This is a genomic window from Kitasatospora sp. NPDC004745 (genome assembly GCF_042873275.1).
GTDB lineage: Bacteria > Actinomycetota > Actinomycetes > Streptomycetales > Streptomycetaceae > Kitasatospora.
On the sequence record NZ_JBIALK010000042.1, the window covers coordinates 1 to 26,132 of the forward strand.

Genomic DNA, 26,132 nt, shown 5'->3' on the forward strand with positions numbered 1-26,132 from the left:
CCGCCCGGGGGGGGGCGTGGCCGGGGGGGTCACCCGGTGCGGGGGGGCTTTGGCTCCCCACCCGGGGGGGGGGGGGGGGCCCGGCGGGGGCCGCCCCCCCCCCCCCCGGGTTGGGGGGGGGGGGGGGGGGGGGCCCGGCTGCCCCCGCAGCCGGCCTGGTGACTGCGTCCTGCTACGCGAGGCCCTCGGCCAGCGCCTTCTCGGTGGCCGCGCGGACGGCCGCCTCGATCTCCGGGGTGAGCGGCTGGCGCGGGGCGCGCACCGGGCCGCCGGGGCGTCCGGCGATGTCCATCGACAGCTTGATGGCCTGGACGAACTCGGTCTTGGAGTCCCAGCGCAGCAGCGAGTGCAGCGACTTGTACAGCGGGAGCGCGGTGTCCAGGTCGTGCGCGACGGCGGCCTTGTAGAGCGCGACGCTGGCCTCGGGCAGCGCGTTCGGGTAGCCGGCGATCCAGCCGACCGCGCCGGCCAGGGCCAGCTCCAGCAGCACGTCGTCGGCGCCGATCAGCAGGTCCAGCCCGGGGGCCAGTTCGGCGATCTCGTAGGCCCGGCGGACGTCGCCGCTGAACTCCTTGACCGCGACGATCGAGCCCTCGCCGTGCAGCTGCGCGAGCAGTGCCGGGACGAGGTCGACCTTGGTGTCGATCGGGTTGTTGTAGGCGACGATCGGCAGGCCGGCCCTGGCGACCTCGGCGTAGTGCGCGCGCACGGAGGCGTGGTCGGCCCGGTAGGCGTTCGGCGGCAGCAGCAGGACGGATCCGGCGCCGGCCTCGGCGGCCTGCTCGGCCCATCGGCGGGACTCGGCGCTGCCGTACGCGGCCACGCCGGGCATGACCCGGGAGCCGTCGCCGGCCGCCTCGACGGCCACCTCGACGACGCGGGCGCGCTCCTCGGCGGTGAGCGTCTGGTACTCGCCCAGCGAGCCGTTGGGGACGACGCCGTCGCAGCCGGACTCGATGAGCCAGCGGACGTGCTCGGCGTAGGCGTCGTAGTCGACGGAGAGGTCCGGGCGCAGCGGGATCGTGGTGGCGACCATGACGCCGCGCCAGGGGCGGGTGGTGTCGTTCGGGGTGATGGACACGGTGAGCTCCTTGGTGAGGTGTGACATTTTATTAGACGGGACGGGCCGGAGACAAGGGTCCCCGGCCCGCGCGTTCGACGACGGGCTACGCGCCGGCCGGGCCGGCCTCTCCCGGATCCCCGCCGGGCCCCGCGGCCAGCTGTGCCAGCGGCACCGGGCAGGCCAGCGGGCGGCGGTCGGCCCCGGGCTCACCCGAGCCGGAGAGGCAGGCCACGGCCGGACCGCACATCCGGCCCTGGCACCACCCCATCCCGGCCCGGGTGAGCAGCTTGACGGTGCGCGGATCGCCCGCGCCCAGCTCGTCCACGGCCTCCCGGACCCGCGCCACCGGGACCTCCTCGCACCGGCAGACCTCGGTCTCCGGCGTCAGCCAGCCGGTCCAGCCGGGGCCGGGGCGGTGCGCCGCGGCCATCAGCTCGGCGAAGTCCCGCAGCCGGGACCGGCGGCGCAGCAGGGCCGGCGCCGGAGCCCGGTCGGCCACGGCGTGCGCGGCGAGTTCGCCCTCGACGATCGCGAGGTCCGCGCCGCCGACGCCGTTGGTCTCGCCCGCCGACCACAGCCCGGGCACGGTGGTGCGCAGCCGGGCGTCGACCCGCAGCGCGACCGCGCCGTCGGGGGCGGTGCGGGTGGCCGCGCCCAGCTCGGTCGCCAGGTCGATCTGCGGCAACAGGCCGTGGCCCACGGCGACGGCGTCGCAGTCGATCCGGCGCCCGGTGCCGGGCACCGGACGCCAGTCGGCGTCCAGCCGCGCCACCGTGACGGCGGTGACCCGGTCGGTCCCGTGCGCCTCGACGACGGCGCTGCGCGGCCGCAGCCGCACGCCGTGGCGCAGCAGCGCGCTCCCGTGCCCGGCGCCCTCGACGAGCTTGGCGGGGACGGCCGCCAGCACGCCGGGGCGCCGGGCGTAGCCGAGGTAGGCGGTGGCCTCGACCACCGCGGGCACCTCGGCCCCGGCGGTGACCAGCGAGGACGCCGCCGCGAGCAGCAGCGGGCCGCTGCCGGCCACCACGATCCGCCGCCCGGGCAGCACCAGCCCGGACTTGAGCATGGCCTGGGCGCCGCCCGCGGTGACCACCCCGGGCAGGGTCCAGCCCGGGAAGGGCAGCTGCCGCTCGTACGCGCCGGTGGCCAGCAGCACGGCGGTGGCCCGGACGGTGGTCCGGTCGGCCGACTCCGGCCCGCACGTGACGTGCACGGCGAAGCCGTCCCCGGTGCGCTCCAGCGCCCACACCTGGTGGCCGGTGCGCAGCCGCACGCGGCCGGCCTCCTGGTGGGCGGCGAGCCGGCCGGCCAGGCCGGTGTAGACCGACCAGCCGTGGTGGAGGCGGTCCGGGCGGGCGGCGCCGAGCCCGGGCGCAGGGTGCCGGTAGTACTGGCCGCCGGTGTCGTGCCCGCCGTCCAGCAGGGCGCAGTGCAGCCCGAGGTCCGCGGCGGTGACGGCGGCGGCGAGGCCGGCCGGCCCGGCGCCGACGACCACGAGGTCGTAGCGCGGGGGCTCCCCGGCAGCGGTGGACCGGTCAGACGGCGAGGTCGGCACGGCCGTTGCCCTCCTGGGTGGTGACGGTGGTGCCGGGCTCGGCGGGGAGCAGGCAGGTGCGCTGGTTGGGGCGGCCGTCGACGGTGGCCAGGCAGTCGAAGCAGGCGCCGATGCCGCAGAACGCCCCGCGGGGGCGGCCACCGATCCGGGTGGTGCGCCAGGCGAGCACGCCGTCGGCCCAGAGCGCGGCGGCGATCGACTGCCCCGGCAGGGCGGGGACGGGCCGGCCGTCGAACTCGATGTGGTGGGCGGGGCCGGGCTCGGCCCCGACCAGTTCGGCGGGGGTGCGGCGGCGCATCGGCGGCTCCTCCGTTTCGGTGGCGTTCGGGTGGTCGGGGAAGGGGGGGCGGGCGTCGGGCCCGGCGCGGCCGCTCACGCGGGCCCGGCCGTACGGGCCGGGCCGCGCGGGCCGGGCGCGGCGCTCAGGCCCCGGCCGCGGACTCCGCCGGGAAGCGGTCCGGCCGGAAGGGCGTGAGGTCCAGCTCCGGCTGCTTGCCGGTCAGCTGTTCGCTGATCAGCAGCCCGGTGGCCGGGGCCAGCCCGATGCCGGCGCCCTCGTGGCCGCAGGCGTGGTACAGCCCGGGCACCCGGGGGTCCGCCCCGACGGCCGGCAGGTGGTCCGGCAGGTACGGCCGGAAGCCGCGGTAGGTGCGCAGCACGGTGACGTCCTCCAGCACCGGGAAGAGTGCGGCGGCCTGCCCGGCGAGCCGCCGCAGCACCTCCTGGGAGAGCGTCCGGTCGAAGCCGACCCGCTCCCGGCTGGCGCCGATCAGCACCGGCCCGCCGGGGGTGCCCTCCACCACGGCGGAGGTCTGCAGGGCGGCCGAGCCGCTGGCGACGTCGGCGACGTAGTCGGCGGCGTAGACCTTGTGCCGGACGATCCGCGGCAGCGGCTCGGTGACCAGCACGAAGCCGCGCCGGGGCATCACCGGCAGGTGCACTCCGGCGAGCCCGGCGAGCTCGCCGCCCCAGGTGCCGGCCGCGTTGACCACGGCGGGGGCGGTGAGCCGGCGCCGGTCGGTGCGCACGCCGCGCACGACGCCGTCCGGCCCGCGGTCGACGGCGGTCACGGTCTCGCCGGTGAGCAGCTCGGCGCCCAGGCGGCGGGCCTCGCGCAGCAGGTGGGCGGCGGCGAGGGCGGGCTGGACCTGGGCGTCCTGCGGGTAGTGGAAGCCGCCGGCCAGGCCGCGGGCGAGGTGGGGCTCCAGCTCGCGCAGCCGCTCGGCGGGGACCTCCTCGGCGGTGACGCCGGCGGCGGTCTGCCCGGCGGCGAAGGCCCGCAGGGCGTCCTGTCCGGCCGGGGTGGCCGAGACGACCACGCCGCCCTTGGGTTCGTACTCCACGGCCGGGCCGAGGTGTTCGGCGAGGTCGCGCCAGAGCCGGGTGCTGAGCAGGGCGAGGTCGAGTTCGGGCCCGGGCTCCTTGTCGGAGACCAGCAGGTTGCCCTCGCCGGCGCCGGTGGTGCCGCCGGCCACCGGCCCGCGGTCGACGACGGCGACGGCGAGCCCGGCGCGGGCGGCGTAGTAGGCGCAGGCGGCGCCGACGACACCGGCGCCGACCACGACGACATCCAGTGGAGGTCTCTGGGTCTTGAGCACGTCAGTAATATGTCACATGCCATCCACCCTGCCAAGACCGCCCCGCCGGAGTCCGCGACCGGCCCGCCGGCCGGCCCCGGGACCTGCCGGATCCGCACCGGAGCCGGGCCGGAACCGCTCCGGACCAGCGCGAAGGCCCCGGCCCGCCGCGTCGGGCGGCGGGCCGGGGCCTCACGGTGCACTACCGGGTCCTGCGGCCCCGGATCAGGTGATGTCGTCGATCTGCTCGCCGCGTGCGGCGGGCACCGGGGCGCTCGCCGTCGGCGCGCTCGACGCCCGGACGGTCTCCACTCCGGCCACCGGCTGCACCGAGAGGTCCAGCTCCGAGGCCTCCTCGTCGCTCAGCCCGGCGTCGGGGTTGCGGCGGGCCTTGCGCCGGTCGTTGAACAGCGCGATCGCCACGGCGATGAAGTACAGCGCCCAGATCGGCGCGGCCAGGGTGAGCATGCTGACCGGGTCGGCGCTCGGCGTCGCGAAGGCCGCGAAGACCGTGATGGCCATGACCATCCCGCGCCACCAGCCGAGCAGCCGCTTCCCGGTGACCATCCCGACGACGTTCAGCATCACCAGCAGCAGCGGGAACTCGAAGGCCAGGCCGAAGACCAGCACCATCCGGGTGGCGATGTCGAGGTAGTCCTCGGGCGGCAGGATCGGCGTGGTGTTGTTCGGGGTGAACGAGATCAGCACGTCGACCGTGGTCGGGAGGACCAGGATCGCGCAGCCCACGCCGGCCAGGAACAGCGGTGCCCCGGCCGCCATGAAGATGATCGAGTACTTCTTCTCGTGCTTGTGCAGACCGGGCGCCACGAAGGCCCACACCTGGTAGAGCCAGATCGGCACGGTCGCGACCACGCCGGCCGTCAGCGAGACCTTGAGCATCCAGGTGAAACCGGCGGTCAGACCGATGTTGGAGACCTGGGCGCACTTCCCGTGGTACTGGCCAGCCGTCTCCGCGGTGCACCGCGGCAGCGGCTTCAGCAGGAAGTCCTCGAGCTGCTTGTGGTAGACCGCGGCGATGATCGTGATGACCACGATCGCCAGGACCGACTTGACCACGCGGTTCCGCAGTTCCCGCAGGTGGTCGGCGAGGGCCATCCGCCCCTCAGGATCCTTGGGCGCGTTCGACGCCTTGGAGAGCTTGCTCAACCCCGGTCCTCAACTCGTGCGTCGAGGCCCGCCGGTCGGCGGGCCTTCGTGGTCGCGTGCGTCACGTGCGCCGCGCTCAGTGCGGGCGGTCGCCGTCGGGCGCGGTGGCCCCCGCGGCCGGCTCGTTCACCGGACGGGCCGTCGCCGACGCCCCGGGGGCGGACTGGATGGTCCGCGCCGCGGCGCCGTCGACCTGCTGGGGCGCGGGCGCCGGGGTGTCCGCGGACTCGCCGTCCGAGCGCATCGCCTTGGCCTCGCTCTTCAGGATCCGCATCGACTGACCGAGCGAACGCGCCAGATCGGGCAGTCGCTTGGCACCGAAGAGCAGGACGGCGAATACCGCGACCACCACGATCGCGGTCATCGAGATGCGCATGTGCGACCACCTTCAGTCATGGCGGCCCGACGGGCCGTCCGCCGCGGATGCTAACCGCTGCGGATGACGCCACGACGACGGCCGCCCGAACAGGACAGCGGCCCCCTTCGCAGGTGCAGGAGCCTCCTGAGAGCGTAACCCGCGCGCCCCCGCACGCAGCAGCCCCCGTACCGCCGACGCTTCCCGCCCCCGCCGGAGCGCGCTACCGGCCCGGTACCGCGGCGGCCAGCTCGCCCGCCGCGTCGGCCAGCGCCCGGGAGGCCGCGTCCACTCCCTCGGCCAGCGCCCGCACGGCCAGCCAGAGCCGGATCGCGAGGACCCCGAGGACCAACAGGCCCGCGGTGGCGAGCAGGACGGCGGCGACGAGCATCCAGGACATGGCCCCACCCTATCGGTGTGCTACCCCTCGGCCGGGACGAGCCGCATCGTGCGGACGCCGGCCCCGGTGAGCGCCGCGACGATCTTCTCCCCGGCGGCCTTGCGCACCGACGCCCCGCAGAGCGGGCAGCCGAAGCTGTAGTGCGCCTGGGCCGGGGTGCGGCCGAAGGTCAGCCGGAACTCCTCGGCCGGCAGCTCCACCTTCTCCCGGCACTCGGAGCAGTACACCTTGAATCTGGTCCCGGGTTCCACCGATCAGGCCCGCCCCTCCCCCTCGGCCGCCGTCCCCTCGTAGGCGGCCAGCGCGGCCAGCGCCGCCGAGCGCGCCTGCCCGGCCAGCTCCGGCGGCGAGACGATCCGGCCGTCCCGGCCCAGCCGCAGCGCCAGCGGGCGCAGCTGCGAGGGGTCGGCGCTGCGCAGGGTGATCCGCAGCCCGCCGTCCGGCAGCTCCTCGGCCCGGTCGTGGGTGTAGTACTCGGCCACCCAGCGCCCGCCCGAGGAGACCTCGACGACCACCTCGGGGTCGTCGGCGGAGGGGTTGACCAGCCCGCCGCTGAGGTCGCGCGGCTCGCGCCGGGGCGGGTCGGCCGGCACGTCCAGCACCCGGATCTCGGCGACCCGGTCCAGCCGGAACATCCGGTGGTCCTCGGAGGTCCGGCACCAGGCCTCGAGGTAGGTGTGGCCCTCGGTGAGCAGCCGGATCGGGTCGACCTCGCGCTCGGTCATCCCGCCGCGCCCGTGCGAGTAGTAGCGCAGCCAGAGCCGGCGCCCCTCGCTGAGCGCGCGGTCGATGTCGGCGAACACGTGGCCCTCGGCCTCGAAGGTCACGCCGACCCTGGCGCTGCCGGCCGCGCTCTCCCCGGCCGCGTTCTCGATCTTGACGACGGCCCGGGTGAGCGCCTCCCGGTCACCGGCCCGCAGGCCGGGCAGGCCGGCCACCGCACGGGCGGCCACCAGCAGCGCGGTCGCCTCGTCGGCGGCCAGCCGCAGCGGCTGGGCCACGTCGTCGACGTTGTGCCACCAGATCCGCTCGCCGTCGGTGTCGATGTCGAGCAGGTCGCCGCCGCGGAAGCTGGTGCCGCACATCGGCAGCACGTTGAGGTCGCCGATCAGCTCGCGCTCGGAGATCCCGAACGCCCGGGCCACCTCGGCCACCTCGGCGCCGGGCCGCTCGCGCAGGTAGGTGACCAGCGACAGCATCCGCCTGGTCTGGTCGATCGCGTTGCTCATGCGTGGACCCCTTCGGTCACAGCGTCCAGCCCGGCCACGGCCCGCAGCCGGTCGATCACGTCGGCCCGCAGCTCCTCGGGGCCGAGCACCAGCACGTCCGGGCCGAACTCGGCGAGGTCCGCGCCGAGCCCGTTGCCGTACGGGATCTCCAGCTCGTCCCAGCGGTCGTCGACCCGCGTGCTGGCGAGCGCCTTGGTGCGCAGCGGGAAGCCGGCCCCCCGGCGGACCCGGACGGTCGCGGTGGCGGTGGCGCCCTCACCGGCGAACTTGGCGACGGTGGCGCGGACGTCCACGTGCTCGGGCACGGTGCCGAGGAAGGCTCCGCTCCTGGCCCGGACCTTGCCGGTGATCCGGCTGAGCCGGAACACCCGGGCGTCGCCGCGGTCGCGGTCCCAGCCCGCCAGGTACCAGTGCCCGCGCCAGCACTCCAGCGCCCACGGCTCGACGCTGCGCAGCTCGACGGCGGCGGCACCGGCCTTGCGGTACTCGAAGCTGACCGCGCGTCGGTCGCGGGCGGCGGTGAGCAGCGGCTCGAACGCGGCCTCCCGGGCCGGGATCCGCGGCTCCAGGGCGGTGCGGCCCTCGGGCTCGGCGAACGGCACGCCGGCCGCGCGCAGCTTCTGCAGCGCGCCGCTGGCCGCACCGGACATCTTGGCCTGCTGCCAGACCCGGGCGGCCAGGGTCAGCGCGGCCGCCTCCTCGGCGTCCAGCGCGATCTCGGGCAGCCGGTTGCGGTCGGCGCGGGCCAGGTAGCCGAGCTCGCCGTCCAGGGCGTTCTCGTCGACGTCGATCACCAGGCCGAGTTCGCGCAGGTCGTCCTTGTCCCGCTCGAACATCCGGTTGAAGGCGTCCTCGCTGCTGTTCTGCCAGGCCTCGCGGTACGCCTCGATGGATTCCCGCAGCTCCTTCTTGGAGAGCGGACGTCTGGTGTTCATCAGGCACAGGGCGAGATTCATCAGCCGCTCTGCCTTGGCGATCGCCATCGCTGACCCTTCCGGTGTGCCGCGCCGCGCGCGGGGTGTGCCCGCCGGGTGGTCGTCACCCGGCGGGACCGACCGTACCGGTCGCGGTACGCACTGCAAAAGCCGCCTCCGGAAACGCCCGCGGGCCGGGCCCCCGGAGGGGTCCGGCCCACGGTCGTGCCCGGGTCAGACGCCCAGCAGGTCGACCACGAAGATCAGGGTCGAGCCGGCCGGGATGGCCGGGGTCGGCGACTGGTTGCCGTACGCCAGGTGCGGCGGGATGACCAGCTCGCGGCGGCCGCCGACCTTCATGCCGACGACGCCCTGGTCCCAGCCCTTGATGACGCGGCCGCCGCCCAGCGGGAACTGGAAGGCGCTGCCACGGTTCCAGCTGGCGTCGAACTCCTCGCCGGTCGCGAAGGTCACGCCCACGTAGTGGACCTTGACGACCTGGCCCGGCTTGGCCTCCTCGCCGTCACCGACGACGATGTCGCGGATCGTCAGCTCGGTCGGGGCGTCGCCGACCGGGAAGTCGATCTCGGGCTTCTCGTTGAGGCTCACAGTCCCTCTTCTCGTATTCGCTTGCAGTCACGACCAAGCGGCGGGCGCCCGCACCCGGTCCGTTCCCGGACCACGGTACGGGCGCCCGCCGCCCGTCCGGGTCCGGCCACGCGGCCGGACCCGAAGGTCACACGCACACCATTGTCACCCGAAAGTGGATCAGCCCTGACCCGCGTCGAGGATGTCGACCACGAAGACCAGCGGCGCGTTGGCCGGGATGTCGCCCTGGCCCTTGTCGCCGTAGGCCAGCGCGGCCGGGATCACCAGCTCGACCCGGCTGCCGACGGTCTGGCCGACCAAGCCCTGGTCCCAGCCCTGGATGACCTGTCCGCCGCCGACCGGGAAGGAGAACGCCTGGCCCTTGCTGAGCGAGGAGTCGAACATCTTGCCGTCCTTGAACAGCGCGCCGGTGTACTGGACGACGACCTTCTCGCCCTTCTCCACCTTCGGCCCGGTGCCCTTGATCAGCACGTGCGTCTTCAGCTCGGTCGGGTCGGCCGCGCCGGCCACCGGAGTGATGTCCGCAGGCTTCTTGCCGTTGTCCTTGACCTGCGGGAAGTCCGCCGGCGGCGGCGTCACGGTGCCGCTCACCACGGCGTCCGGCGCGTTGGCGTTGCGGATGTCGATCACGAAGATCAGGTCGTCCTTGGGCCCGATCGACATGTCGGACTTGCCCTGGGAGCCGAACGCGGCGGCCGGCGGGGCCACCACGAGGATCCGGCTGCCGGCCTTCTTCCCGAGCACGGCCTGGTCCAGCGCCGGGATCAGCGCGTCGGTGCCGGCCTGGAAGATCTGCTGCTTGCCGTTGTTGTCGTACGAGCTCGGGATGTCCTTGCCCGTGTTCCAGTCCTTGGCGGTGTAGTCCACCGAGGTCCAGGAGTTCTTGTCCACCTTGGCGCCGGTGCCCTCGGACAGCACCTTGACCACGAAGGAGCCGTCGGAGGCCTCGCCGGGCACCTGGATGTCGGCCTTCTTGCCGAAGTCACCGGTGATCGTCGGCAGCACCTTGGCGCTGTCCTTGATCGGCGGCACCGGGTCGGCGGTCGGCGTGGGAGGCGCGCTCTGGGCCGCGTCCGGCTTGGCCGCGGTGTCCGACTTGGAGCCGCCGTCCTTGTTGACCATGTAGAGCGTCACCGCGCTGCCGGCCAGCAGCACGGCCAGCACGGTGCCGAGGATCACGCCCAGGCGGCCCACGCCGGGCGGGTTCTCGTCGTACCCGGCCTCCGAGGTGTCACCCCGGCGCACCGTGGAGGCGAAGATCTGCGGGGTGTCGTCGGTCTTCGTCCCGCCCGTGGCACGCGGCCTGTCGCCGGGCTGCGCCCAGCCGGCCTGCTGCTTCAGGATCGACGGCGGGACGACGATCGACTCGCCGTCCCCCGGAAGCGGGCCGCCGGGGCGCGAGGCGGCCGGGTCACCCGCAGAGCTGTCGTTCGCCGCGGTGCCGGCCCCGCCCGGGCTCGGCGTCTTCTCAGTCATGACTCCCCATCCATCTCGCCACGAGGTCTTCCAGGTCTGCTCCCGGCGTCGTGAGCGCCGGTGTGCCGCCGCACCGTCCGCCCCGGACCTCGGCGCCGGGCGGCACCTGCCACAGTGCGAGGGCAGTATGACAGCTCAGGATGAGGGCGGACGCTTCGGTGTACGAGCGTCCGCCCAAGCGTACGGAATCCTGCGGGGGACTTCCTAGCGCGTCTCTGACAATTCCCGCCGGGCGTGCGACGCGAATGGTTCAGACACGCCCTAAACCGCTTCCAGAATGTCGATCACGAAGACCAGCGTGGAGTTCGCCGGCACCGAGCCCTGCGCCTGGTCCTTGTAGCCGAGCGCGGGCGGCACCACGAGTTCGACCCGGCTGCCGACGGTCTGGCCGACCAGCCCCTTGTCCCAGCCCTCGATGACGCTGCCGGTGCCGATCTGCACGGCCTGGGCGCCGCCGTGGGTCCAGGAGGAGTCGAACTGCTGGCCGTTGCTCCAGAGCACCCCGGTGTACTGCACCACCAGCGTCTGCCCGCTCTTGACCTGCTTGCCCTCACCCTTGATCAGCACCGCCTGCTGCAGGTCGGTGGGCGGCGCCTGCCCGGCCGGGACGGTGATCGTCACCGGGGCCTTGCCGTTGTCCTTGACCTGCGGGAGGGTCGCCGGCGGCTGGGTCATGGCGCCGGACAGCGTGGAGTCCTGCGGCAGGCTCTCCATGATGTCCAGCACGAACACCACGGTGTCGTTCTTGTCGACGCCGAGCTGGGTGCTGCCCTGGTCGCCGAAGGCCGCCGCCGGCGGGGCCACCACCAGCAGCCTGCTGCCGACCTTCTTGCCGATCACGCTCTGGTCGAACGCCGGCACCAGCTGCCCGCTACCCGCCTGGTACAGCTGCAGCTTGCCGCCCGGGTCGTAGGAACTGGGCAGGTCCTTGCCGGTCGTCCAGTCCTTGGCCGTGTAGTTGACCGTCACCCAGTCGCCCTTGTTGACCGTCGACCGCTCGCCCTCGCTGACCGTGTTCACCACGAACTGGCCGCTGGGCTGCTGCCCCTCGGGGATGGTGATGGTGGCCTTGCTGCCGAACCCGCCGCCGGACAGGGTGGGCATCGGGGAGGCCTCGGTCACCGGCGCCGGCACGGTGGGCGGCGCACTGGCCGCGGACGGCGACGCCGGGCCGGCCGCCTTGGGCGAGCTGCTGCAGGCGACGGCCAGCAGCAGCGGCAGGGTGAGAAGCAAACCGGCGGTGCGGCGCACGGTGGTCCTTACTGTCGATCGAGGTCGGCCCTGACTCGACGGACAGCGTATGCCCGGACGGTGTCCGGCCCCGGTAGACACCACCACCGGGGCCGGACACCGCCCTGATCACGACCCGGGGACTACATCCCGGCGATCAGCTTCTCGACGCGCTCGTCCACCGAGCGGAACGGGTCCTTGCAGAGCACCGTGCGCTGCGCCTGGTCGTTCAGCTTCAGGTGCACCCAGTCCACCGTGAAGTCCCGGCGCTGCTCCTGCGCCCGGCGGATGAAGTCCCCGCGCAGCCGGGCCCGGGTGGTCTGCGGCGGGATCGACTTGGCCTCGAAGGTCTTGAGGTCGGTGGTCACCCGCTGCGCCTGGCCCTTGCCCTGGAGCAGGTAGAAGAGGCCGCGACGGCGGTGGATGTCGTGGTAGGCGAGGTCGATCTGGGCCACCCGCGGGTTGGACATGCTCATCTGGTGCTTCTCGCGGTAGCGCTCGATGAGCTTGTACTTCATGATCCAGTCGATCTCGGTGGCCACCCCGTCCAGATTCTCCGTCCGGACGGCCTCCAGGGTGCGGCCCCACAGGTCGAGGACGCGCGCGATGGTGCCGGTGTTGATGCCCTTGCGGTCGGCGAACTCCAGCGCCTTGCTGTAGTACTCCTCCTGGATGTCCAGCGCGCTGGCCTCCCGGCCGTTGGCGAGCCGCACCTGGTGGGTACCGGTGAGGTCGTGGCTGACCTCGCGGATCGCCCGGATCGGGTTCTCCAGGGTGAGGTCGCGCATCACCACGCCCGCCTCGATCAGCCGGAGCACCAGGTCGGTGGCGCCGACCTTGAGCAGCGTCGTGGTCTCGGACATGTTGGAGTCGCCGACGATCACGTGCAGCCGGCGGTAGCGCTCGGCGTCCGCGTGCGGCTCGTCGCGGGTGTTGATGATGGGGCGGGAGCGGGTGGTGGCGGAGCTGACCCCCTCCCAGATGTGCTCGGCGCGCTGGCTGACGCAGTAGACCGCGCCGCGCGGGGTCTGCAGCACCTTGCCCGCGCCGCAGATCAGCTGGCGGGTCACCAGGAACGGGATGAGCACGTCGGCCAGCCGGGAGAACTCGCCGTGCCGGGCCACCAGGTAGTTCTCGTGGCAGCCGTAGGAGTTGCCGGCCGAGTCGGTGTTGTTCTTGAAGAGGTAGACGTCCCCCGCGATGCCCTCCTCGTGCAGCCGGCGCTCGGCGTCGACGAGCAGGCCCTCGAGGATCCGCTCGCCCGCCTTGTCGTGCGTCACCAGCTCGGTCACGTCGTCGCACTCGGGGGTGGCGTACTCGGGGTGGGAACCGACGTCCAGGTACAGCCGGGCGCCGTTGCGCAGGAAGACGTTGCTGCTGCGCCCCCAGGAGACGACCCGGCGGAACAGGTACCTCGCCACCTCGTCCGGCGACAGCCGTCGCTGCCCGCGGAACGTGCAGGTCACGCCGTACTCGTTCTCCAGCCCGAAGATCCGGCGGTCCATGAGCACTCCATTCTGTGTCGGAGCTGTCCGAAACCGCCTCCACGGCGGCCGGGCCGCCGCAGGGGCACCGGAGTCCCGTACGGCCTCCGTCCGGCCGCCGTACGGGACTCCGCAGGCACTGCTACTCCGGCGCGGTGTCCGCCGGGTCGTCCTCGTCGTCCGACTCCGCGGACTGGTCCCCGTCGAGCAGCCGGCCGAGCTGGCCGCCCAGGATGCGCTTGAACTTGCGCTGCTGGAACCGCTGGCGGTCGAGGACCGCGACCTCCAGCTGTTCCGGGGTCAGGGTGCGCGGGCTGCCGCCGTTGGGGTCGCGGGCGAGCGAGTCCACGGCCGCCCGGACCACCTCGGTGAGGCTCATCCCGGCGCGGTGGCGCTGGCCCAGGTAGTTGCCGATCGAGTCGGCGTTGCCGCCGACCACGACGTAGTTCTTCTCGTCGACGATCGAGCCGTCCGGGGTGAGGCGGTAGATCTGGTCCTCGTCCGGGGTCCGGCCGACCTCGGCCACGACCAGTTCGACCTCGTACGGCTTCTCGCCGACCGAGGAGAAGATGGTGCCGAGGGTCTGGGCGTAGACGTTGGCCAGGCCCCGGGCGGTGACGTCGGCCCGGTCGTAGGAGTAGCCGCGCAGGTCGGCGTAGCGGACGCCGCCGATGCGCAGGTTCTCGAACTCGTTGTAGCGGCCGACCGCCGCGAAGGCGATCTTGTCGTAGATCTCGGAGACCTTGTGGAGCGCCCTGGAGGTGTTCTCCGCGACGAAGACGATGCCGTCGGCGTAGGTGAGCACGACCACGCTGCGGCCGCGCGCGATGCCCTTGCGGGCGTACTCCGCGCGGTCCGCCATGGCCTGCTGGGGCGAGACGTAGAACGGTGTCGACACCGGCGGTCGTCCCTTTCCTGAGAGGTGGCTAGAGCAGCGGGGCCTGCGGGCCGTTGGGGTGCGAGAGGCGCTGGTCGGTGATCGAGACGGCGATCGCGGAGACCTCCGGCTCGGTGAGGCGGCGGAAGCCGTCCTCGGTGATCAGCGAGACGATCGGGAAGATCTTGCGGGCGAGGTCGGGGCCGCCGGTGGCGGAGTCGTCGTCGGCCGCGTCGTAGAGCGCCTGGACGACCAGCGTCGAGGCCTGCTCGGCCGTCAGGCCCTCCCGGTAGAGCTTCTTCATCGCGCCCCGGGCGAACACCGAGCCGGAGCCGGTGGCCGCGAAGCCGCGCTCCTCGGAGCGCCCGCCGGTGACGTCGTACCCGAAGATCCGGCCGCGGCGGAGGTCCAGGTCGTAGCCGGCGAACATCGGGACGACGGCGAGGCCCTGCATCGCCATGCCCAGGTTGCCCCGGATCATGGTGGTCAGCCGGTTGGCCTTGCCCTCCAGGGAGAGCGTGGCGCCCTCGATCTTCTCGTAGTGCTCCAGCTCCAGCTGGAACAGCCGGACCATCTCGACCGCGAGGCCGGCGGTGCCGGCGATGCCGACCGCGCTGTACTCGTCGGCGGGGAACACCTTCTCGATGTCGCGCTGGGCGATCACGTTGCCCATGGTGGCGCGGCGGTCACCGGCGATCACCACGCCGCCGTCGAAGATCGCGGCCACGATCGTCGTCCCGTGCGGGGCCTCGACGACGGAGCCCTCGGGGAGCCCCCGGTGGCCGGGGAGCAGCTCCGGCCGGTGCTCGGAGAGGAAGTCGAGGAACGACGACGACCCCGGGGTCAGGAAGGCAGCCGGTAGACGCCCGGTGCCACGAGTGTTGGCTTCCACACGATTCCTTCCAGGTGGGTTGAAGCGCGCGCTGCCCGCACCCTACCCGCCCGACGATCACTGTCCAGGCGGGCCGGGGGCCGGTGCCGGGCGGCCGGGCGGACATCGCCGCCCGGCCGCCCTCGACGGTCGCGACCGTGAATTCCCGATGACCGGGGGGACGGGCTATTGCCCGCCCTTCTGAACGAATCCCCGGACGAAATCCTCGGCATTGGATTCGAGGACCTCGTCGATTTCGTCCAGCACCGCGTCGACGTCGTCGCTCAGCTTTTCCTGGCGCTCCTTGAGGTCGTCGGAATTCTGGGTTTCCGCGGCCTGCTCCTCGACCTCCTCGGAAGAGCGGTTCGCCCGCTGCTGGCCGCCGCCGGTGTCCTTGGTCGCCATTTCCCTCACCCCGCTCGATTCGTCTGGCACGGTTCGGTCGGTGCTTGCTGCACCGACCCTATACACAAGGTGCGACAACCGCTCCCGGTTTGCCGGTGGCGCTTCCTGTCCGACACCCGCTGTCACCCCGGATGATTCCCATTCGGCGGGCGTTCACCCGTGGTGATCGAAAAGTTACCCGCCGGCCAGGACGCGGAGCAGGTCCTCCGCGGTCCGGCAGCGGTCGAGCAGTTCCTTGACGTGGTTGCGGGTACCCCGCAGCGGCTCCAGGGTGGGCACCCGCTGCAGCGAGTCCCGGCCGGGCAGGTCGAAGATCACCGAGTCCCAGGAGGCGGCCGCGACGTGGTCCGCGTACTGCTCGAGGCAGCGGCCGCGGAAGTACGCCCTGGTGTCCTCCGGGGGCTTGGAGACGGCCCGCTCGACCTCGTCCTCGGTGAGCAGCCGCTCGAACCGGCCGCGGGCCACCAGACGGTTGTAGAGGCCCTTCTCGGCCCGCACGTCGCTGTACTGGAGGTCGACCAGGTGCAGCCGCGGGTTGTCCCACTCCAGGGCGTCGCGGCTGCGGTAGCCCTCCAGGATCTCCCGCTTGGCGATCCAGTCCAGCTGCCTGGACAGCGACATCGGGTCGCGCTCCAGCCGGCCCAGGACGTCCTCCCAGCGGGCCAGCACGTCCACGGTCTGCTCGTCGGCATCGGTGCCGAAGCGGTCCTCGACGTACTTGCGGGCCAGCTCGAAGTACTCGAGCTGGAGCTGGACGGCGGTGAGTTTGCGCCCGTTGCGCAGGGTGATCAGGTGCTTGAGCGTCGGGTCGTGGGAGACCCGGTGCAGGGTGCGCACCGGCTGGTCGACGGCGAGGTCGGAGGCGATGAAGGAGTCCTCGATCATCGAGAGGACCAGTGAGGTGGTGCCCAGCTTGAGGTAGGTGGAGATCTCCGAGAGGTTGGCGTCCCCGATGATCACGTGCAGCCGGCGGTACTTCTCGGCGTCGGCGTGCGGCTCGTCGCGGGTGTTGATGATCGGGCGCTTGAGGGTGGTCTCCAGCCCGACCTCGACCTCGAAGTAGTCGGCCCGCTGGCTGATCTGGAAGCCGTGCGCCGAGCCGTCCTGGTGGAGGCCCACCCGGCCGGCGCCGGTGACCACCTGGCGGGAGACGAAGAACGGGGTGAGGTGGCGGACGATGTCGGCGAACGGCGTCGCCCGCTTCATCAGGTAGTTCTCGTGGGTGCCGTAGGAGGCGCCCTTGTTGTCGGTGTTGTTCTTGTACAGGTGGATGTTCTGCCCGTTGGGCAGCTCCAGCGCGCGCTGCGCGGCGGCGGCCATGATCCGCTCGCCCGCCTTGTCCCAGAGCACGGCGTCGCGCGGGTTGGTGACCTCGGGCGAGCTGTACTCGGGGTGCGCGTGGTCCACGTAGAACCGGGCCCCGTTGGTGAGGATGACGTTGGCGAGACCGATGTCCTCGTCGGTCAGCTGGCTGGCGTCCGCCACCTCGCGCGCGAGGTCGAAGCCCCGGGCGTCGCGCAGCGGGTTCTCCTCCTCGAAGTCCCAGCGGGCCCGCCGCGCCCGGTGCATCGCCGCCGCGTACGCGTTGACGATCTGGGACGAGGTGAGCATGGCGTTGGCGTTGGGGTGCCCGGGCACGGAGATCCCGTACTCGGTCTCGATGCCCATCACGCGCCGTACGGTCATGCGGCCCTCCTTGCCCGGTGCCCCGCCCCCCACGGGCGGCGCACGCCGACGTACCGCTGAAACAACACCGGCGCCGGCGTTCTGCCCGCGAACGGTGGGTCGAGCCTAGAACCCGGCACCGACGGGCGGGCCCCGAGACGCGCCGTCCGGCTGCGGGGCCGCGAGGCGCCACAGCCGGACGGGTGCGTGCTGTACCGGGGACCGCCGGGGCGGCCCGGTCACCGCGCGCCTACAGGTACTGGCCCGTGTTGGCGACGGTGTCGATCGAGCGGCCGGACTCGGCGCCCTGCTTCCCGGTGACCAGCGTGCGGATGAAGACGATCCGCTCGCCCTTCTTGCCGGAGATGCGGGCCCAGTCGTCCGGGTTGGTGGTGTTCGGCAGGTCCTCGTTCTCCTTGAACTCGTCCACGCAGGCGGCGAGCAGGTGGGAGACGCGCAGACCGCGCTGACCGTGGTCGAGGAAGTCCTTGATGGCCATCTTCTTCGCGCGGTCGACGATGTTCTGGATCATCGCGCCGGAGTTGAAGTCCTTGAAGTACAGGACCTCCTTGTCACCGTTGGCGTAGGTGACCTCCAGGAACCGGTTCTCCTCGGTCTCGGAGTACATCCGCTCCACGACCGACTGGATCATCGCGGCCACCGTCGCCCCCAGGGAGCCGTCGTGCTCCTTGACGTCGTCCGGGTGGAACGGCAGCGACTCCTTGAGGTACTTGGAGAAGATGTCCTTGGCGGCCTCGGCGTCCGGGCGCTCGATCTTGATCTTGACGTCCAGGCGGCCGGGCCGCAGGATCGCCGGGTCGATCATGTCCTCGCGGTTCGAGGCGCCGATGACGATGACGTTCTCGAGCCCCTCCACGCCGTCGATCTCGGCGAGCAGCTGCGGGACGATGGTGTTCTCCACGTCCGAGCTGACGCCGGAACCGCGGGTGCGGAACAGCGACTCCATCTCGTCGAAGAAGACGATGACGGGCGTGCCCTCGCTCGCCTTCTCCCGGGCCCGCTGGAAGACCAGGCGGATCTGCCGCTCGGTCTCGCCCACGTACTTGTTGAGCAGCTCGGGGCCCTTGATGTTGAGGAAGTAGCTCTTCCCCTGGGGGCGCCCGGTGACCTCGGCGACCTTCTTGGCCAGCGAGTTGGCCACCGCCTTGGCGATCAGCGTCTTGCCGCAGCCGGGCGGGCCGTAGAGCAGCACGCCCTTGGGCGGGCGCAGCTCGTACTCCTTGAAGAGGTCGGCGTGCAGGTACGGCAGCTCGACCGCGTCGCGGATCAGCTCGATCTGGTTGCTCAGGCCGCCGATCTGGCGGTAGTCGATGTCCGGGACCTCCTCGAGGACCAGCTCCTCGACCTCGGCCTTCGGCACGACCTCGTACACGTAGCCGGAGCGGGGCTCCAGCAGGAGGGCGTCCCCCGCCCTGATGGTGGTCTCGCGCAGCGGCTCGGCGAGCCGCACCACCCGCTCCTCGTCGGTGTGGCCGATGACCAGGGCGCGCTCGCCGTCCTCGAGGATCTCCTTGAGGGTGACGATCTCGCCGATGCGCTCGAAGGCCATCGCGTCCACGATGTTGAGGGCCTCGTTGAGCATCACCTCCTGGCCGCGCCGCAGTTCGTCGAGGGCGACGTTCGGGCTGACGTTCACGCGGAGCTTGCGCCCGCCGGTGAAGATGTCGGCGGTGCCGTCCTCGTTGGCCTCGAGGAAGGTGCCGAACCCGGCCGGGGGCTGTGCCAGCCGGTCCACTTCCTCCTTGAGGGCCACGATCTGGTCGCGGGCCTCGCGCAGGGTGGAGGCGAGCCGTTCGTTCTGGGCGGTCACGCCGGCCAGGTTGGTCTGGAGCTCGACGATCCGCTCTTCGAGGATCCTCGAATTGCGCGGCGAGTCGGCGAGCTTGCGGCGCAACACGGCGATTTCCTGCTCGAGGTACGAGAGCTGAGCGGTCTCGTCGGAACCACGAGCGGGCCTGCCGGTGCTGCGGTTGTAGTCGTCATCGTGGGCTGCCACGGTCCTCACCTCCTCCGGGGAGCTGGACGCTTCCAGACCCTACCTGGGACCAGGGGTCCGTAAACCCCTAGATCAAGAAAGATGGAACGGGCGTGTCCGATCTTCGCCCCAGCGTGCTTCCCCTCTGCTAAGGAGATACCCACCGCGCACCACCCAAAGCGGGCCAGATGTATCGTCGAGCGAAGTGATATCCGATCGCGACCGCGGCACCGGGTCCGATCGTTGTACGAATGGCGGGATTGCCCGGAAATAGGGCGACCCGGGACAGAAACGGCAGGGAACCATGTCGGAGACCGAGCAGACGGCGGCGGCCGAGCAGCTGGAGGTGTGGATCGACCAGGACCTGTGCACCGGCGACGGCATCTGCGTGCAGTACGCGCCGGAGGTCTTCGAGCTCGACATCGACGGCCTGGCGTACGTGAAGGGGCCGGACGACGAGCTCCGCCAGCAGCCCGGGGACAGCGCCCCGGTGCCGCTGACGCTCCTTCAGGACGTGGTGGACTCGGCGAAGGACTGCCCCGGCGACTGCATCCACGTGCGCCGGGCGTCCGACCTGGTCGAGGTGTACGGGCCGGACGCGGAGTAGCGCCCGGGGCGGGCGCGCGCCCGCATCAGGTCAGACTCACCGGGGCGGCGGTCTGGGAGCGTTCCCAGCCGCCGCCCTTGCGCGTCCAGGTGAGGTCGAGTGAGATGTCGGGGCGGAAGCGCGGCACGTCCTCGCTCGAATACCCCTGCGCGTGGCCGGTGATGGCGCCGTCGGACCGCAACGCCAGCCGGCCGACGGTGAGGTTCTCGCGCTCGGAGAGCAGGGTGCTCACCACCACCGGGCGGTCGCCCGGGCCGAAGCCGAGCAGGTAGACGGCGTCCGGCGGGGTGCCGTTGGCCGCGTCGCAGTGAGCGGCGACGACGGTGCCGGGGCGGCCGTCACCGAGCACGGCGGGCATGCTGAGCACCGCCTTCACCGGGAAGGGGCCGCAGTCGAGCGGCAGTTGGGCCGCGGCCGGGTCGGGGGCGGCGCTCGCGCCGAGTGCCCTGGGGGCGCCGTGGAGGGGCACCGGGCTGCCCGAGGCCGGCCCGGCCGCGAGCCCGGCGGCCACCACCGCGCCGCAGCCGGCCAGGGCCAGCGCCCAGTGCCAGGGGGCGGTTCGCGCGTGCCCGGGCCGGCTGCCGCCCCGCGGTGTCGTCTGCTCTCCAGCCGTCGTCCCGACCGCGGTCTCCACCAGGCGTCCCCTCCAGTGGTCTGTGTGAGCGAGCATCGTCCCACACGGGGCGGGCCGGCGGAGGGCTCGGGTGTACGGAGACGGCGAAGGGGTGGTACGCGTTTCGCGCACCACCCCTTCGCGGGTCGGTCGTCGGTTCAGCCGAGGTCGGGCTGCCCGGCCTCGGCGCGGGCGGCGGCACGGGCCGCGGCGCGCTCCTGGAGGGTCGGCTCGGGGGAGCCGTTGTCGTAGTCCTCGCCGTACGCGCCCTTGGCCGGGCGGCGGCGGCGCAGCGGCGGCTCGACGCCGTCGGCGAGCCGGCGGGCGGTGAGCAGGAAGCCGGTGTGGCCGATCATCCGGTGGTCCGGGCGGACGGCCAGGCCCTCCAGGTGCCAGGTGCGGACCATGGTCTCCCAGGCCTGCGGCTCGGTGAAGGTGCCGTGCTCGCGCAGCGCCTCGACGGTCTTGGACATCTGCGTGGTGGTGGCCACGTAGCAGCAGATGAGGCCGCCGGGGACGAGCGCCTTGGACGCGACGTCCAGGCACTCCCAGGGGGCGAGCATGTCGAGGATGACGCGGTCGACGTCGGTCTCGACCAGGTTGTCCTGGAGGTCGCCGACGGTGAGCTTCCACGCCGGGTGCGGCCCGCCGAAGTAGCGCTCGACGTTGCCCTTGGCGATGTCGGCGAAGTCCTGGCGGCGCTCGTACGAGGCCAGCATCCCGGTGTCGCCGACGGCGCGCAGCAGGTAGCTGGAGAGCGCTCCGGAGCCGACGCCGGCCTCGACGACGCGGGCGCCGGCGAAGATGTCGGCCATCGCCAGGATCTGCCCCGCGTCCTTGGGGTAGATCACGGCGGCGCCGCGGGGCATGGACAGGACGTAGTCGGGGAGCAGGGGGCGCAGCGCGAGGTACGGGACGTTCCCCGTGGTGCGCACGACCGTGCCCTCGGGGGCGCCGATCAGCTCGTCGTGCGGGAACGCACCCTTGTGGGTGTGGAACTGGTTCCCGGCCTGGAGCGTGAACGTGTAGTGGCGGCCCTTGGGGTCGGTCAGCTGGACCTGGTCCCCGACCTGGAAGGGCCCGCGTCGGCGGGTGGCACCGGTCGGTTCGGACATGCCGACAATCCTAAGGGAAGCGGACGGCCCCGCCTGACCGGGGTGATCACCGGCGGCCTCCGGGGCGTGGCGCCGGGCGCCGTCAGCGCCCCGTGACGGCCGCGGTCAGGCGCTGCTCGATGTCGGTGAGCGCGACGACCCCGTAGACCCGGCCGTCCGCCTCGACCACCAGGTACTCGCCGGACGGGGTGGCCTGGACGGCGCGCAGCAGGTCCTCGCCGCCGAGGTCGGCGTCCAGCCGCAGCCCGGGTTCGAGGTCGCGGGCGAGCGGGCCGACGGCGACCCACGGGCGGCGGTGCTCGGGCACCGCGCGGACGGCGGACTCCCGGACGACGGCGATCGGCTCGCCCCGCCCGTCCACCACGACCACCGCACCGGCCTGGGCCTCCCGGGCGCGGCGCAGCGCCTCGCCGAGCGGGGTGTCGGCGGTGACCTCGACGGCGCGGCGGGCGAGGTCGCGCAGCCGCAGCCCCGGCAGCACCTCCTTGAGCCGGGCGTTGCGCAGACTGGCGGTGGCGCCGTTCCAGATGATCGCGGCGAGGACGGCGGCCAGCACCGCGTCCACCAGGGTGTCGGTGGTGCTGCGCTCGATCCCGCGGGCGGAGCTGACCAGCGGCAGCCCGATCAGCACGGCGACGGCCAGCCCCCGGCCGACCCAGGCGGCCGCGACCGTGCCGGTCATCGCCCGGCCGCTGACCGCCCAGACGACGGCCCGCAGCATCCGGCCGCCGTCCAGCGGCAGGCCCGGCAGCAGGTTGAAGGCCGCGACGACCAGGTTGGAGACCATCAGGCCGGCGAGCAGCACCCCCGGCACGGTGGAGGCGTCCACGGCCCGCAGCGCGAGGTAGAAGACGCCGCCGAGCGCCAGGGAGAGCAGCGGCCCGACGAAGGCCAGCCAGAACTCCCGCCAGGGGCTCTCGGCCTCGTTCTCGATCTCCGACACCCCGCCGAAGAACTGCAGCTGGATCCGGCGCACACCGAGGCGGTAGCGCAGTGCGACCAGCGTGTGGGCGAGCTCGTGCACCAGGACGGAGGCGTAGAACGCCACCGCGAAGGTGAAGGCGAGCAGGTATCGGGGCGCGCCGCCGAGGTCCGGCAGGACGTCCCCGAGCTGGCCGCCGAACACCCAGGTGATCAGAGCGGCGATGACGAACCAGGAGGGCGTGACGTAGACGGGCACGCCGAAGGGGCGGCCCATCAGGATGCCGCCGCCGCGCTCGGGCGGCTGGGGCGGGCGCCCGGCCCCGCGGCCGTCGTCGTCGCCGTGCGGTGGCTGGTCGGAGGTCTGCTGCCCCCTGCTGTCGCTCACCGTGATCCCTTCGGTCGTCTGCCCCGTCGTGCCCCGGTGCGCCCACGCTACGTGATCTCGGCCGCCCGGAGCCGTGCGCCCCTCTGTCGGTGTTCATACCCACTGCGCCGGGCGGTGTGGCAGCCCGGTGGCAGCGGGATGACAGCGAAGGGCAATAGGGTCGGGGGCATGCAGCAGACCGACACCACCAGCGCCGCCGGGGCACCGGCGCGCCCGGCGGCGCCCCCGACCGGCCTGTCCCCGTCCCGTGCGGGGGACTTCCTCACCTGTCCCCTGCTGTACCGGCTGCGGGTGATCGACCGGCTGCCCGAGCCGCCCAGCGCGGCGGCGACCCGGGGCACCCTGGTGCACGCGGTGCTGGAGCGGCTGTTCGACAGCCCGGCGGGCGAGCGGACCCCGGAGCGGGCCCTGGGCCTGCTGCGCCCGCAGTGGGAGCGGCTGCTCGGCGAGCGCCCGGAGCTGGCCTCGCTCTTCCCGGGGGATCCGGACGGCGCGGCGCTCACCCGCTGGCTGGCGGACGCCGAGAAGCTGGTCGGGCAGTGGTTCCGGCTGGAGGACCCGACCCGGCTGCACCCGGTGGAGCGCGAGCTGTACGTGGAGACGGCACTGGAGTCGGGGCTGCTGCTGCGCGGCTACATCGACCGGGTGGACGTCGCCCCGACCGGCGAGGTCCGCCTGGTGGACTACAAGACCGGCCGGGCGCCCTCGCGGGACTTCGAGGGCAAGGCGATGTTCCAGATGAAGTTCTACGCGCTGGTGGTGTGGCGCTGGAAGGGCGTGATCCCCAGGCGCCTCCAGCTGGTCTACCTGGGCGGCGGCGGGGACGTGGTCAGCTACGACCCGGACGAGGCCGACCTGCTCGCGGTGGAGCGCAAGCTGCTGGCGCTCTGGGAGCGGATCACCCTCGCGGTGGCGACCGGGGACTTCCCCGCGACCCGCAACCGCCTCTGCGACTGGTGCGACCACCAGGCCAGCTGTCCGGAGTTCGGCGGCACTCCCCCGCCGTACCCGCTGCCGCTGGCCCGTACGTCTGACGAAGACGATCCCACGGGGGATCCGATGAGCAAGGAGTCCTAGGTGACGATCCGAGTGTTGCTGGTCGACGACCAGCCGCTGCTTCGCACCGGTTTCCGGATGATCCTGGAGGCCGAGTCCGACCTGGTGGTGGTCGGTGAGGCCGGCGACGGTCAGCAGGCGCTGGACCAGGTCCGCGCGCTGCAGCCCGACGTGGTGCTGATGGACATCCGGATGCCCAGGATGGACGGCGTGGAGGCCACCCGCCGGATCGCCGGCCCGGGCCGGGACGGCCCGGCCAAGGTCCTGGTGCTGACCACCTTCGACCTGGACGAGTACGTGGTGGAGGCGCTGCGCGCGGGCGCCAGCGGGTTCCTGCTGAAGGACGTCCCGGCGGAGGAGCTGGTCCAGGCGATCCGGGTGGTGGCGGACGGCGCGGCGATGCTGGCGCCGAGCATCACCCGGCGGCTGCTGGACATGTACGCCACCAAGCTGCCCTCCGGCGAGGAGGCGCCGCCGCAGGCGCTGAGCGCGCTGACCGAGCGCGAGCTCGAGGTGCTGAAGCTGGTGGCCCGCGGGCTGTCGAACGCGGAGATCGCGGCCGAGCTGTTCGTCAGCGAGACCACGGTGAAGACGCATGTGGGCCACGTGCTGACCAAGCTCCAGCTGCGCGACCGGGTGCAGGCGGCGGTGTACGCCTACGAGAGCGGGCTGGTGCGTCCGGGCGCCCTCTGAGGCCGGTACGACGGTGGCCCGTCCGCCTCCCCCGGGTCCGGGAGGAGGTGGACGGGCCACCGTCGTGCGGAGGGGGTCCCGGTCGCCCGGTGCCGCCCCCGTCGGCTACTTGCCGCCGACCCGGCCGATGTCCCAGAAGCGGAACACGCCGGTGGTGTCGACGGTCGACTCGACACCGGTGATGTACGAGCGGGCCGCGTAGAAGGCCTTGTTCTGGAACAGCGGGATGAGCGGCACGTTCTCGGCGGCTATCTGCTGGATCTGGGCGTAGCCGGAGGCCGCGGCGCTGCGGTCGGCCTGCTTCACGCCGTCCGGCACCAGGCGCTGGCTGATCCGCGGGTCGTCCCAGCCGGTGTGGTACGCGCCGCCCTGGACGAGCAGCGGGGCGATGTAGTTGTCGGCGTCCGGGTAGTCGGCGAACCAGCCGACGATGTACGCCTGGTACTTGCCGTCCGCCCAGCCCTTCTTGAAGGCGTCCCAGTCGGCCTCCTGCTGGACCGTCACCTGGAAGAGGCCGCCGGCCTCCAGCTGCTTCTTGAGCATCTCGGGCTCGGCGCTCTCGGCCCGCGAGCGCGACCAGGTGAGGCTGATCTTGACCGGGGTCTGGACCTTGGCGTCGGTGAGGATCTTCTTGGCCTTGGCCACGTCCTGGTCGCCGTAGCGGTCGAAGTAGGCGGTGGTGTGGCCGACCACGCCGGCCGGGACCAGCGCGTACAGCGGCTGGACGGTGCGGGCGAAGACGTCGCGGGCGAGCGCCTTGCGGTCGAGCAGCTGCGCGGCGGCCTGACGGACGGCGACGTTGCCGGTGACCGGGTCCTTGGTGTTGAAGACCATCGAGCGGGTGTCGTTGCTGTCGCCCTCGACGACCTGCAGGTCGGTCTTGCCGCCCTGCTGGTCGGCGTGGATCTGGGCGGCGGTGTTCGGCTCGAGGCTGTTGTCGGTGAGGTCGACGTCGCCCTTGTCGAGCGCGGTCTTCAGGTCCGCGGCCTTGTCGTAGTACCGCACGGTGAACTTGCTGTTCCGCAGCTTGGCGTCGCCGTTGTACTTGTCGTTGGGCACCAGGACGACCTTGCCCAGCTGCTTGCCGGCGTCGCCGCTGCCCAGGGCCGCGAGCGAGTCGACGCGGTACGGGCCGGAGCCGACCACCTTGTCGTTGGAGAGCGCCTTGTCGGCGGGGAACACCTGGTGGTCGACGATGGCGCCGGCCGGGCTGGCCAGCTTGGCCGGCAGGGTGGCGTCCGGGGCGGTGAGGTGGAAGATCACCTCGTTGTCGCCCTTGGCCTCGACGCTCTTGATCGAGGTGAGCAGGTCGGACGGGCCGTTCTCGTCGCTGATCTTCTTGGTGCGCTCGATCGAGAACACCACGTCGGCGGCGGTCAGCGGGTGGCCGTTGGAGAACTTCAGGCCGGGCCGCAGCGTGCAGTGGTACTGGGCGGCGTCGCCGCTGGTGAACTCGCAGGACTGGGCGGCGTCCGGCGAGGGCGCGCTGGAGGCGGCCGGGAAGGCGAGCAGCGACTGGAAGGTGTTGCGCAGCACCAGCCAGGAGCCGGAGTCGTAGGCGATGGCCGGGTCCAGCGAGCTGGTGAGCTGGCTGGTGCCCATGGTGACCGACTTGCCGCTGTCCCCCTTGACGGCGTCGGTGACCGATCCGCAGCCGGCCACCGTCACGGCGACCAGACCGGCGCAGCCGAGTGCTGCCAGGCGTTCAGCTGAAGTTCTCACGGGGCGCGTCCTTCTGGGTGCGGTCCGGCGGGGGCCGGTGGCCCGCGCCGAGGACGCCCCAGGGTGCGGGGGCGCGTGCGCGGACCGGGCGCCCGGACGACCGCGCGCAGGACGGGGTTGCCCGTCGTCGGCGGCGGCAGGGCG

At 72.8% G+C, this 26,132-nt stretch carries 26 protein-coding genes; 3 read left to right on the forward strand and 23 right to left on the reverse strand.

Translation table 11 applies throughout. The annotated features are described in order from the left end of the window. Positions 1-172: 172 nt before the first annotated feature. The 19 genes from ACFYUY_RS37940 to arc all read right to left on the reverse strand — a co-directional run bounded on the left by ACFYUY_RS37940 (position 173) and on the right by arc (position 18,894). The gene (locus ACFYUY_RS37940; protein ID WP_387907763.1) at positions 173-1,108 is read right to left on the reverse strand and encodes a dihydrodipicolinate synthase family protein; all 936 of its coding nucleotides are present in this window, start codon (positions 1,106-1,108) and stop codon (positions 173-175) included. Between the two features lie 58 nt (positions 1,109-1,166). Continuing rightward, entirely contained in the window at positions 1,167-2,618 is a 1,452-nt protein-coding gene (locus ACFYUY_RS37945) for an NAD(P)/FAD-dependent oxidoreductase (protein WP_360208637.1), read from the reverse strand. After that, entirely contained in the window at positions 2,599-2,916 is a 318-nt protein-coding gene (locus tag ACFYUY_RS37950; RefSeq protein WP_360208635.1) for a (2Fe-2S)-binding protein, read from the reverse strand. Before ACFYUY_RS37950 ends, ACFYUY_RS37945 begins: the two co-directional genes overlap by 20 nt. A gap of 124 nt (positions 2,917-3,040) precedes the next feature. Further along, positions 3,041-4,216, reverse strand: a complete 1,176-nt coding sequence (locus ACFYUY_RS37955; RefSeq protein WP_387907767.1) for an NAD(P)/FAD-dependent oxidoreductase — start codon at positions 4,214-4,216, stop codon at positions 3,041-3,043. Between the two features lie 204 nt (positions 4,217-4,420). Beyond that, complete coding sequence (gene tatC / locus ACFYUY_RS37960) at positions 4,421-5,311, reverse strand: twin-arginine translocase subunit TatC (RefSeq protein ID WP_387907803.1); 891 nt, start codon at positions 5,309-5,311, stop codon at positions 4,421-4,423. A gap of 127 nt (positions 5,312-5,438) precedes the next feature. Further along, positions 5,439-5,738: a Sec-independent protein translocase subunit TatA gene (tatA, locus tag ACFYUY_RS37965; protein ID WP_360208627.1), complete on the reverse strand. Its 300-nt coding sequence runs from the start codon at positions 5,736-5,738 to the stop codon at positions 5,439-5,441. Between the two features lie 202 nt (positions 5,739-5,940). Continuing rightward, the gene (locus ACFYUY_RS37970; protein ID WP_360208624.1) at positions 5,941-6,117 is read right to left on the reverse strand and encodes a hypothetical protein; all 177 of its coding nucleotides are present in this window, start codon (positions 6,115-6,117) and stop codon (positions 5,941-5,943) included. 20 nt (positions 6,118-6,137) lie between these two features. Continuing rightward, positions 6,138-6,368 (reverse strand): hypothetical protein, encoded by a 231-nt coding sequence (locus ACFYUY_RS37975; protein WP_387907770.1) that lies wholly within the window; start codon positions 6,366-6,368, stop codon positions 6,138-6,140. Positions 6,369-6,371: 3 nt separating this feature from the next. After that, positions 6,372-7,346, reverse strand: coding sequence for a WYL domain-containing protein (locus tag ACFYUY_RS37980; protein ID WP_360208619.1), 975 nt, complete (start codon positions 7,344-7,346; stop codon positions 6,372-6,374). Then, complete coding sequence (locus ACFYUY_RS37985; RefSeq protein WP_387907773.1) at positions 7,343-8,329, reverse strand: helix-turn-helix transcriptional regulator; 987 nt, start codon at positions 8,327-8,329, stop codon at positions 7,343-7,345. The genes ACFYUY_RS37980 and ACFYUY_RS37985 overlap by 4 nt, the downstream gene beginning before the upstream one ends. Before the next feature lie 165 nt (positions 8,330-8,494). Further along, a complete protein-coding gene (locus tag ACFYUY_RS37990; RefSeq protein WP_360208614.1) occupies positions 8,495-8,869 on the reverse strand; it encodes an FKBP-type peptidyl-prolyl cis-trans isomerase in 375 nt (124 codons plus the stop codon). A 159-nt stretch (positions 8,870-9,028) separates the two neighbouring features. Continuing rightward, positions 9,029-10,345 (reverse strand): FKBP-type peptidyl-prolyl cis-trans isomerase, encoded by a 1,317-nt coding sequence (locus ACFYUY_RS37995; RefSeq protein ID WP_360208611.1) that lies wholly within the window; start codon positions 10,343-10,345, stop codon positions 9,029-9,031. 261 nt (positions 10,346-10,606) lie between these two features. Next, a complete protein-coding gene (locus ACFYUY_RS38000; RefSeq protein WP_387907777.1) occupies positions 10,607-11,596 on the reverse strand; it encodes an FKBP-type peptidyl-prolyl cis-trans isomerase in 990 nt (329 codons plus the stop codon). A 122-nt stretch (positions 11,597-11,718) separates the two neighbouring features. Then, positions 11,719-13,080, reverse strand: a complete 1,362-nt coding sequence (gene pafA, locus ACFYUY_RS38005; protein ID WP_360208606.1) for a Pup--protein ligase — start codon at positions 13,078-13,080, stop codon at positions 11,719-11,721. A gap of 121 nt (positions 13,081-13,201) precedes the next feature. Next, complete coding sequence (prcA, locus tag ACFYUY_RS38010) at positions 13,202-13,957, reverse strand: proteasome subunit alpha (protein WP_360208603.1); 756 nt, start codon at positions 13,955-13,957, stop codon at positions 13,202-13,204. Between the two features lie 28 nt (positions 13,958-13,985). Further along, positions 13,986-14,828, reverse strand: coding sequence for a proteasome subunit beta (gene prcB / locus ACFYUY_RS38015; RefSeq protein WP_360208600.1), 843 nt, complete (start codon positions 14,826-14,828; stop codon positions 13,986-13,988). A gap of 165 nt (positions 14,829-14,993) precedes the next feature. Beyond that, on the reverse strand, positions 14,994-15,212 hold the full coding sequence (locus ACFYUY_RS38020; RefSeq protein ID WP_360208597.1) for a ubiquitin-like protein Pup: 219 nt from the start codon (positions 15,210-15,212) through the stop codon (positions 14,994-14,996). 174 nt (positions 15,213-15,386) lie between these two features. After that, a complete protein-coding gene (gene dop / locus ACFYUY_RS38025; protein WP_360208594.1) occupies positions 15,387-16,898 on the reverse strand; it encodes a depupylase/deamidase Dop in 1,512 nt (503 codons plus the stop codon). A 229-nt stretch (positions 16,899-17,127) separates the two neighbouring features. Continuing rightward, positions 17,128-18,894: a proteasome ATPase gene (gene arc, locus ACFYUY_RS38030; RefSeq protein WP_360208591.1), complete on the reverse strand. Its 1,767-nt coding sequence runs from the start codon at positions 18,892-18,894 to the stop codon at positions 17,128-17,130. Between the two features lie 283 nt (positions 18,895-19,177). On the opposite strand from arc, the gene ACFYUY_RS38035 reads away from it, so the two are divergent. Then, positions 19,178-19,480 carry a ferredoxin gene (locus ACFYUY_RS38035; protein ID WP_360208588.1) on the forward strand — a complete coding sequence of 101 codons (303 nt, stop codon included), beginning with the start codon at positions 19,178-19,180 and terminating at the stop codon, positions 19,478-19,480. Positions 19,481-19,505: 25 nt separating this feature from the next. Here the strand turns inward: ACFYUY_RS38035 and ACFYUY_RS38040 are convergent, their stop codons facing one another. From ACFYUY_RS38040 to ACFYUY_RS38050, 3 genes are all read right to left on the reverse strand, one after another. Then, a complete protein-coding gene (locus ACFYUY_RS38040) occupies positions 19,506-20,114 on the reverse strand; it encodes a hypothetical protein (RefSeq protein ID WP_360208585.1) in 609 nt (202 codons plus the stop codon). A gap of 137 nt (positions 20,115-20,251) precedes the next feature. Continuing rightward, the gene (locus ACFYUY_RS38045) at positions 20,252-21,208 is read right to left on the reverse strand and encodes a tRNA (adenine-N1)-methyltransferase (RefSeq protein ID WP_360208583.1); all 957 of its coding nucleotides are present in this window, start codon (positions 21,206-21,208) and stop codon (positions 20,252-20,254) included. An 82-nt stretch (positions 21,209-21,290) separates the two neighbouring features. Next, positions 21,291-22,523 (reverse strand): site-2 protease family protein, encoded by a 1,233-nt coding sequence (locus ACFYUY_RS38050; protein ID WP_387907806.1) that lies wholly within the window; start codon positions 22,521-22,523, stop codon positions 21,291-21,293. Between the two features lie 162 nt (positions 22,524-22,685). Between ACFYUY_RS38050 and ACFYUY_RS38055 the strand changes: the two genes are divergently transcribed. Beyond that, positions 22,686-23,594 (forward strand): RecB family exonuclease, encoded by a 909-nt coding sequence (locus ACFYUY_RS38055; protein WP_360208578.1) that lies wholly within the window; start codon positions 22,686-22,688, stop codon positions 23,592-23,594. Further along, the gene (locus tag ACFYUY_RS38060; protein ID WP_063346919.1) at positions 23,595-24,266 is read left to right on the forward strand and encodes a response regulator transcription factor; all 672 of its coding nucleotides are present in this window, start codon (positions 23,595-23,597) and stop codon (positions 24,264-24,266) included. 105 nt (positions 24,267-24,371) lie between these two features. Here the strand turns inward: ACFYUY_RS38060 and ACFYUY_RS38065 are convergent, their stop codons facing one another. Beyond that, positions 24,372-25,988, reverse strand: a complete 1,617-nt coding sequence (locus tag ACFYUY_RS38065) for an ABC transporter substrate-binding protein (RefSeq protein WP_360208574.1) — start codon at positions 25,986-25,988, stop codon at positions 24,372-24,374. Positions 25,989-26,132 lie beyond the last annotated feature (144 nt).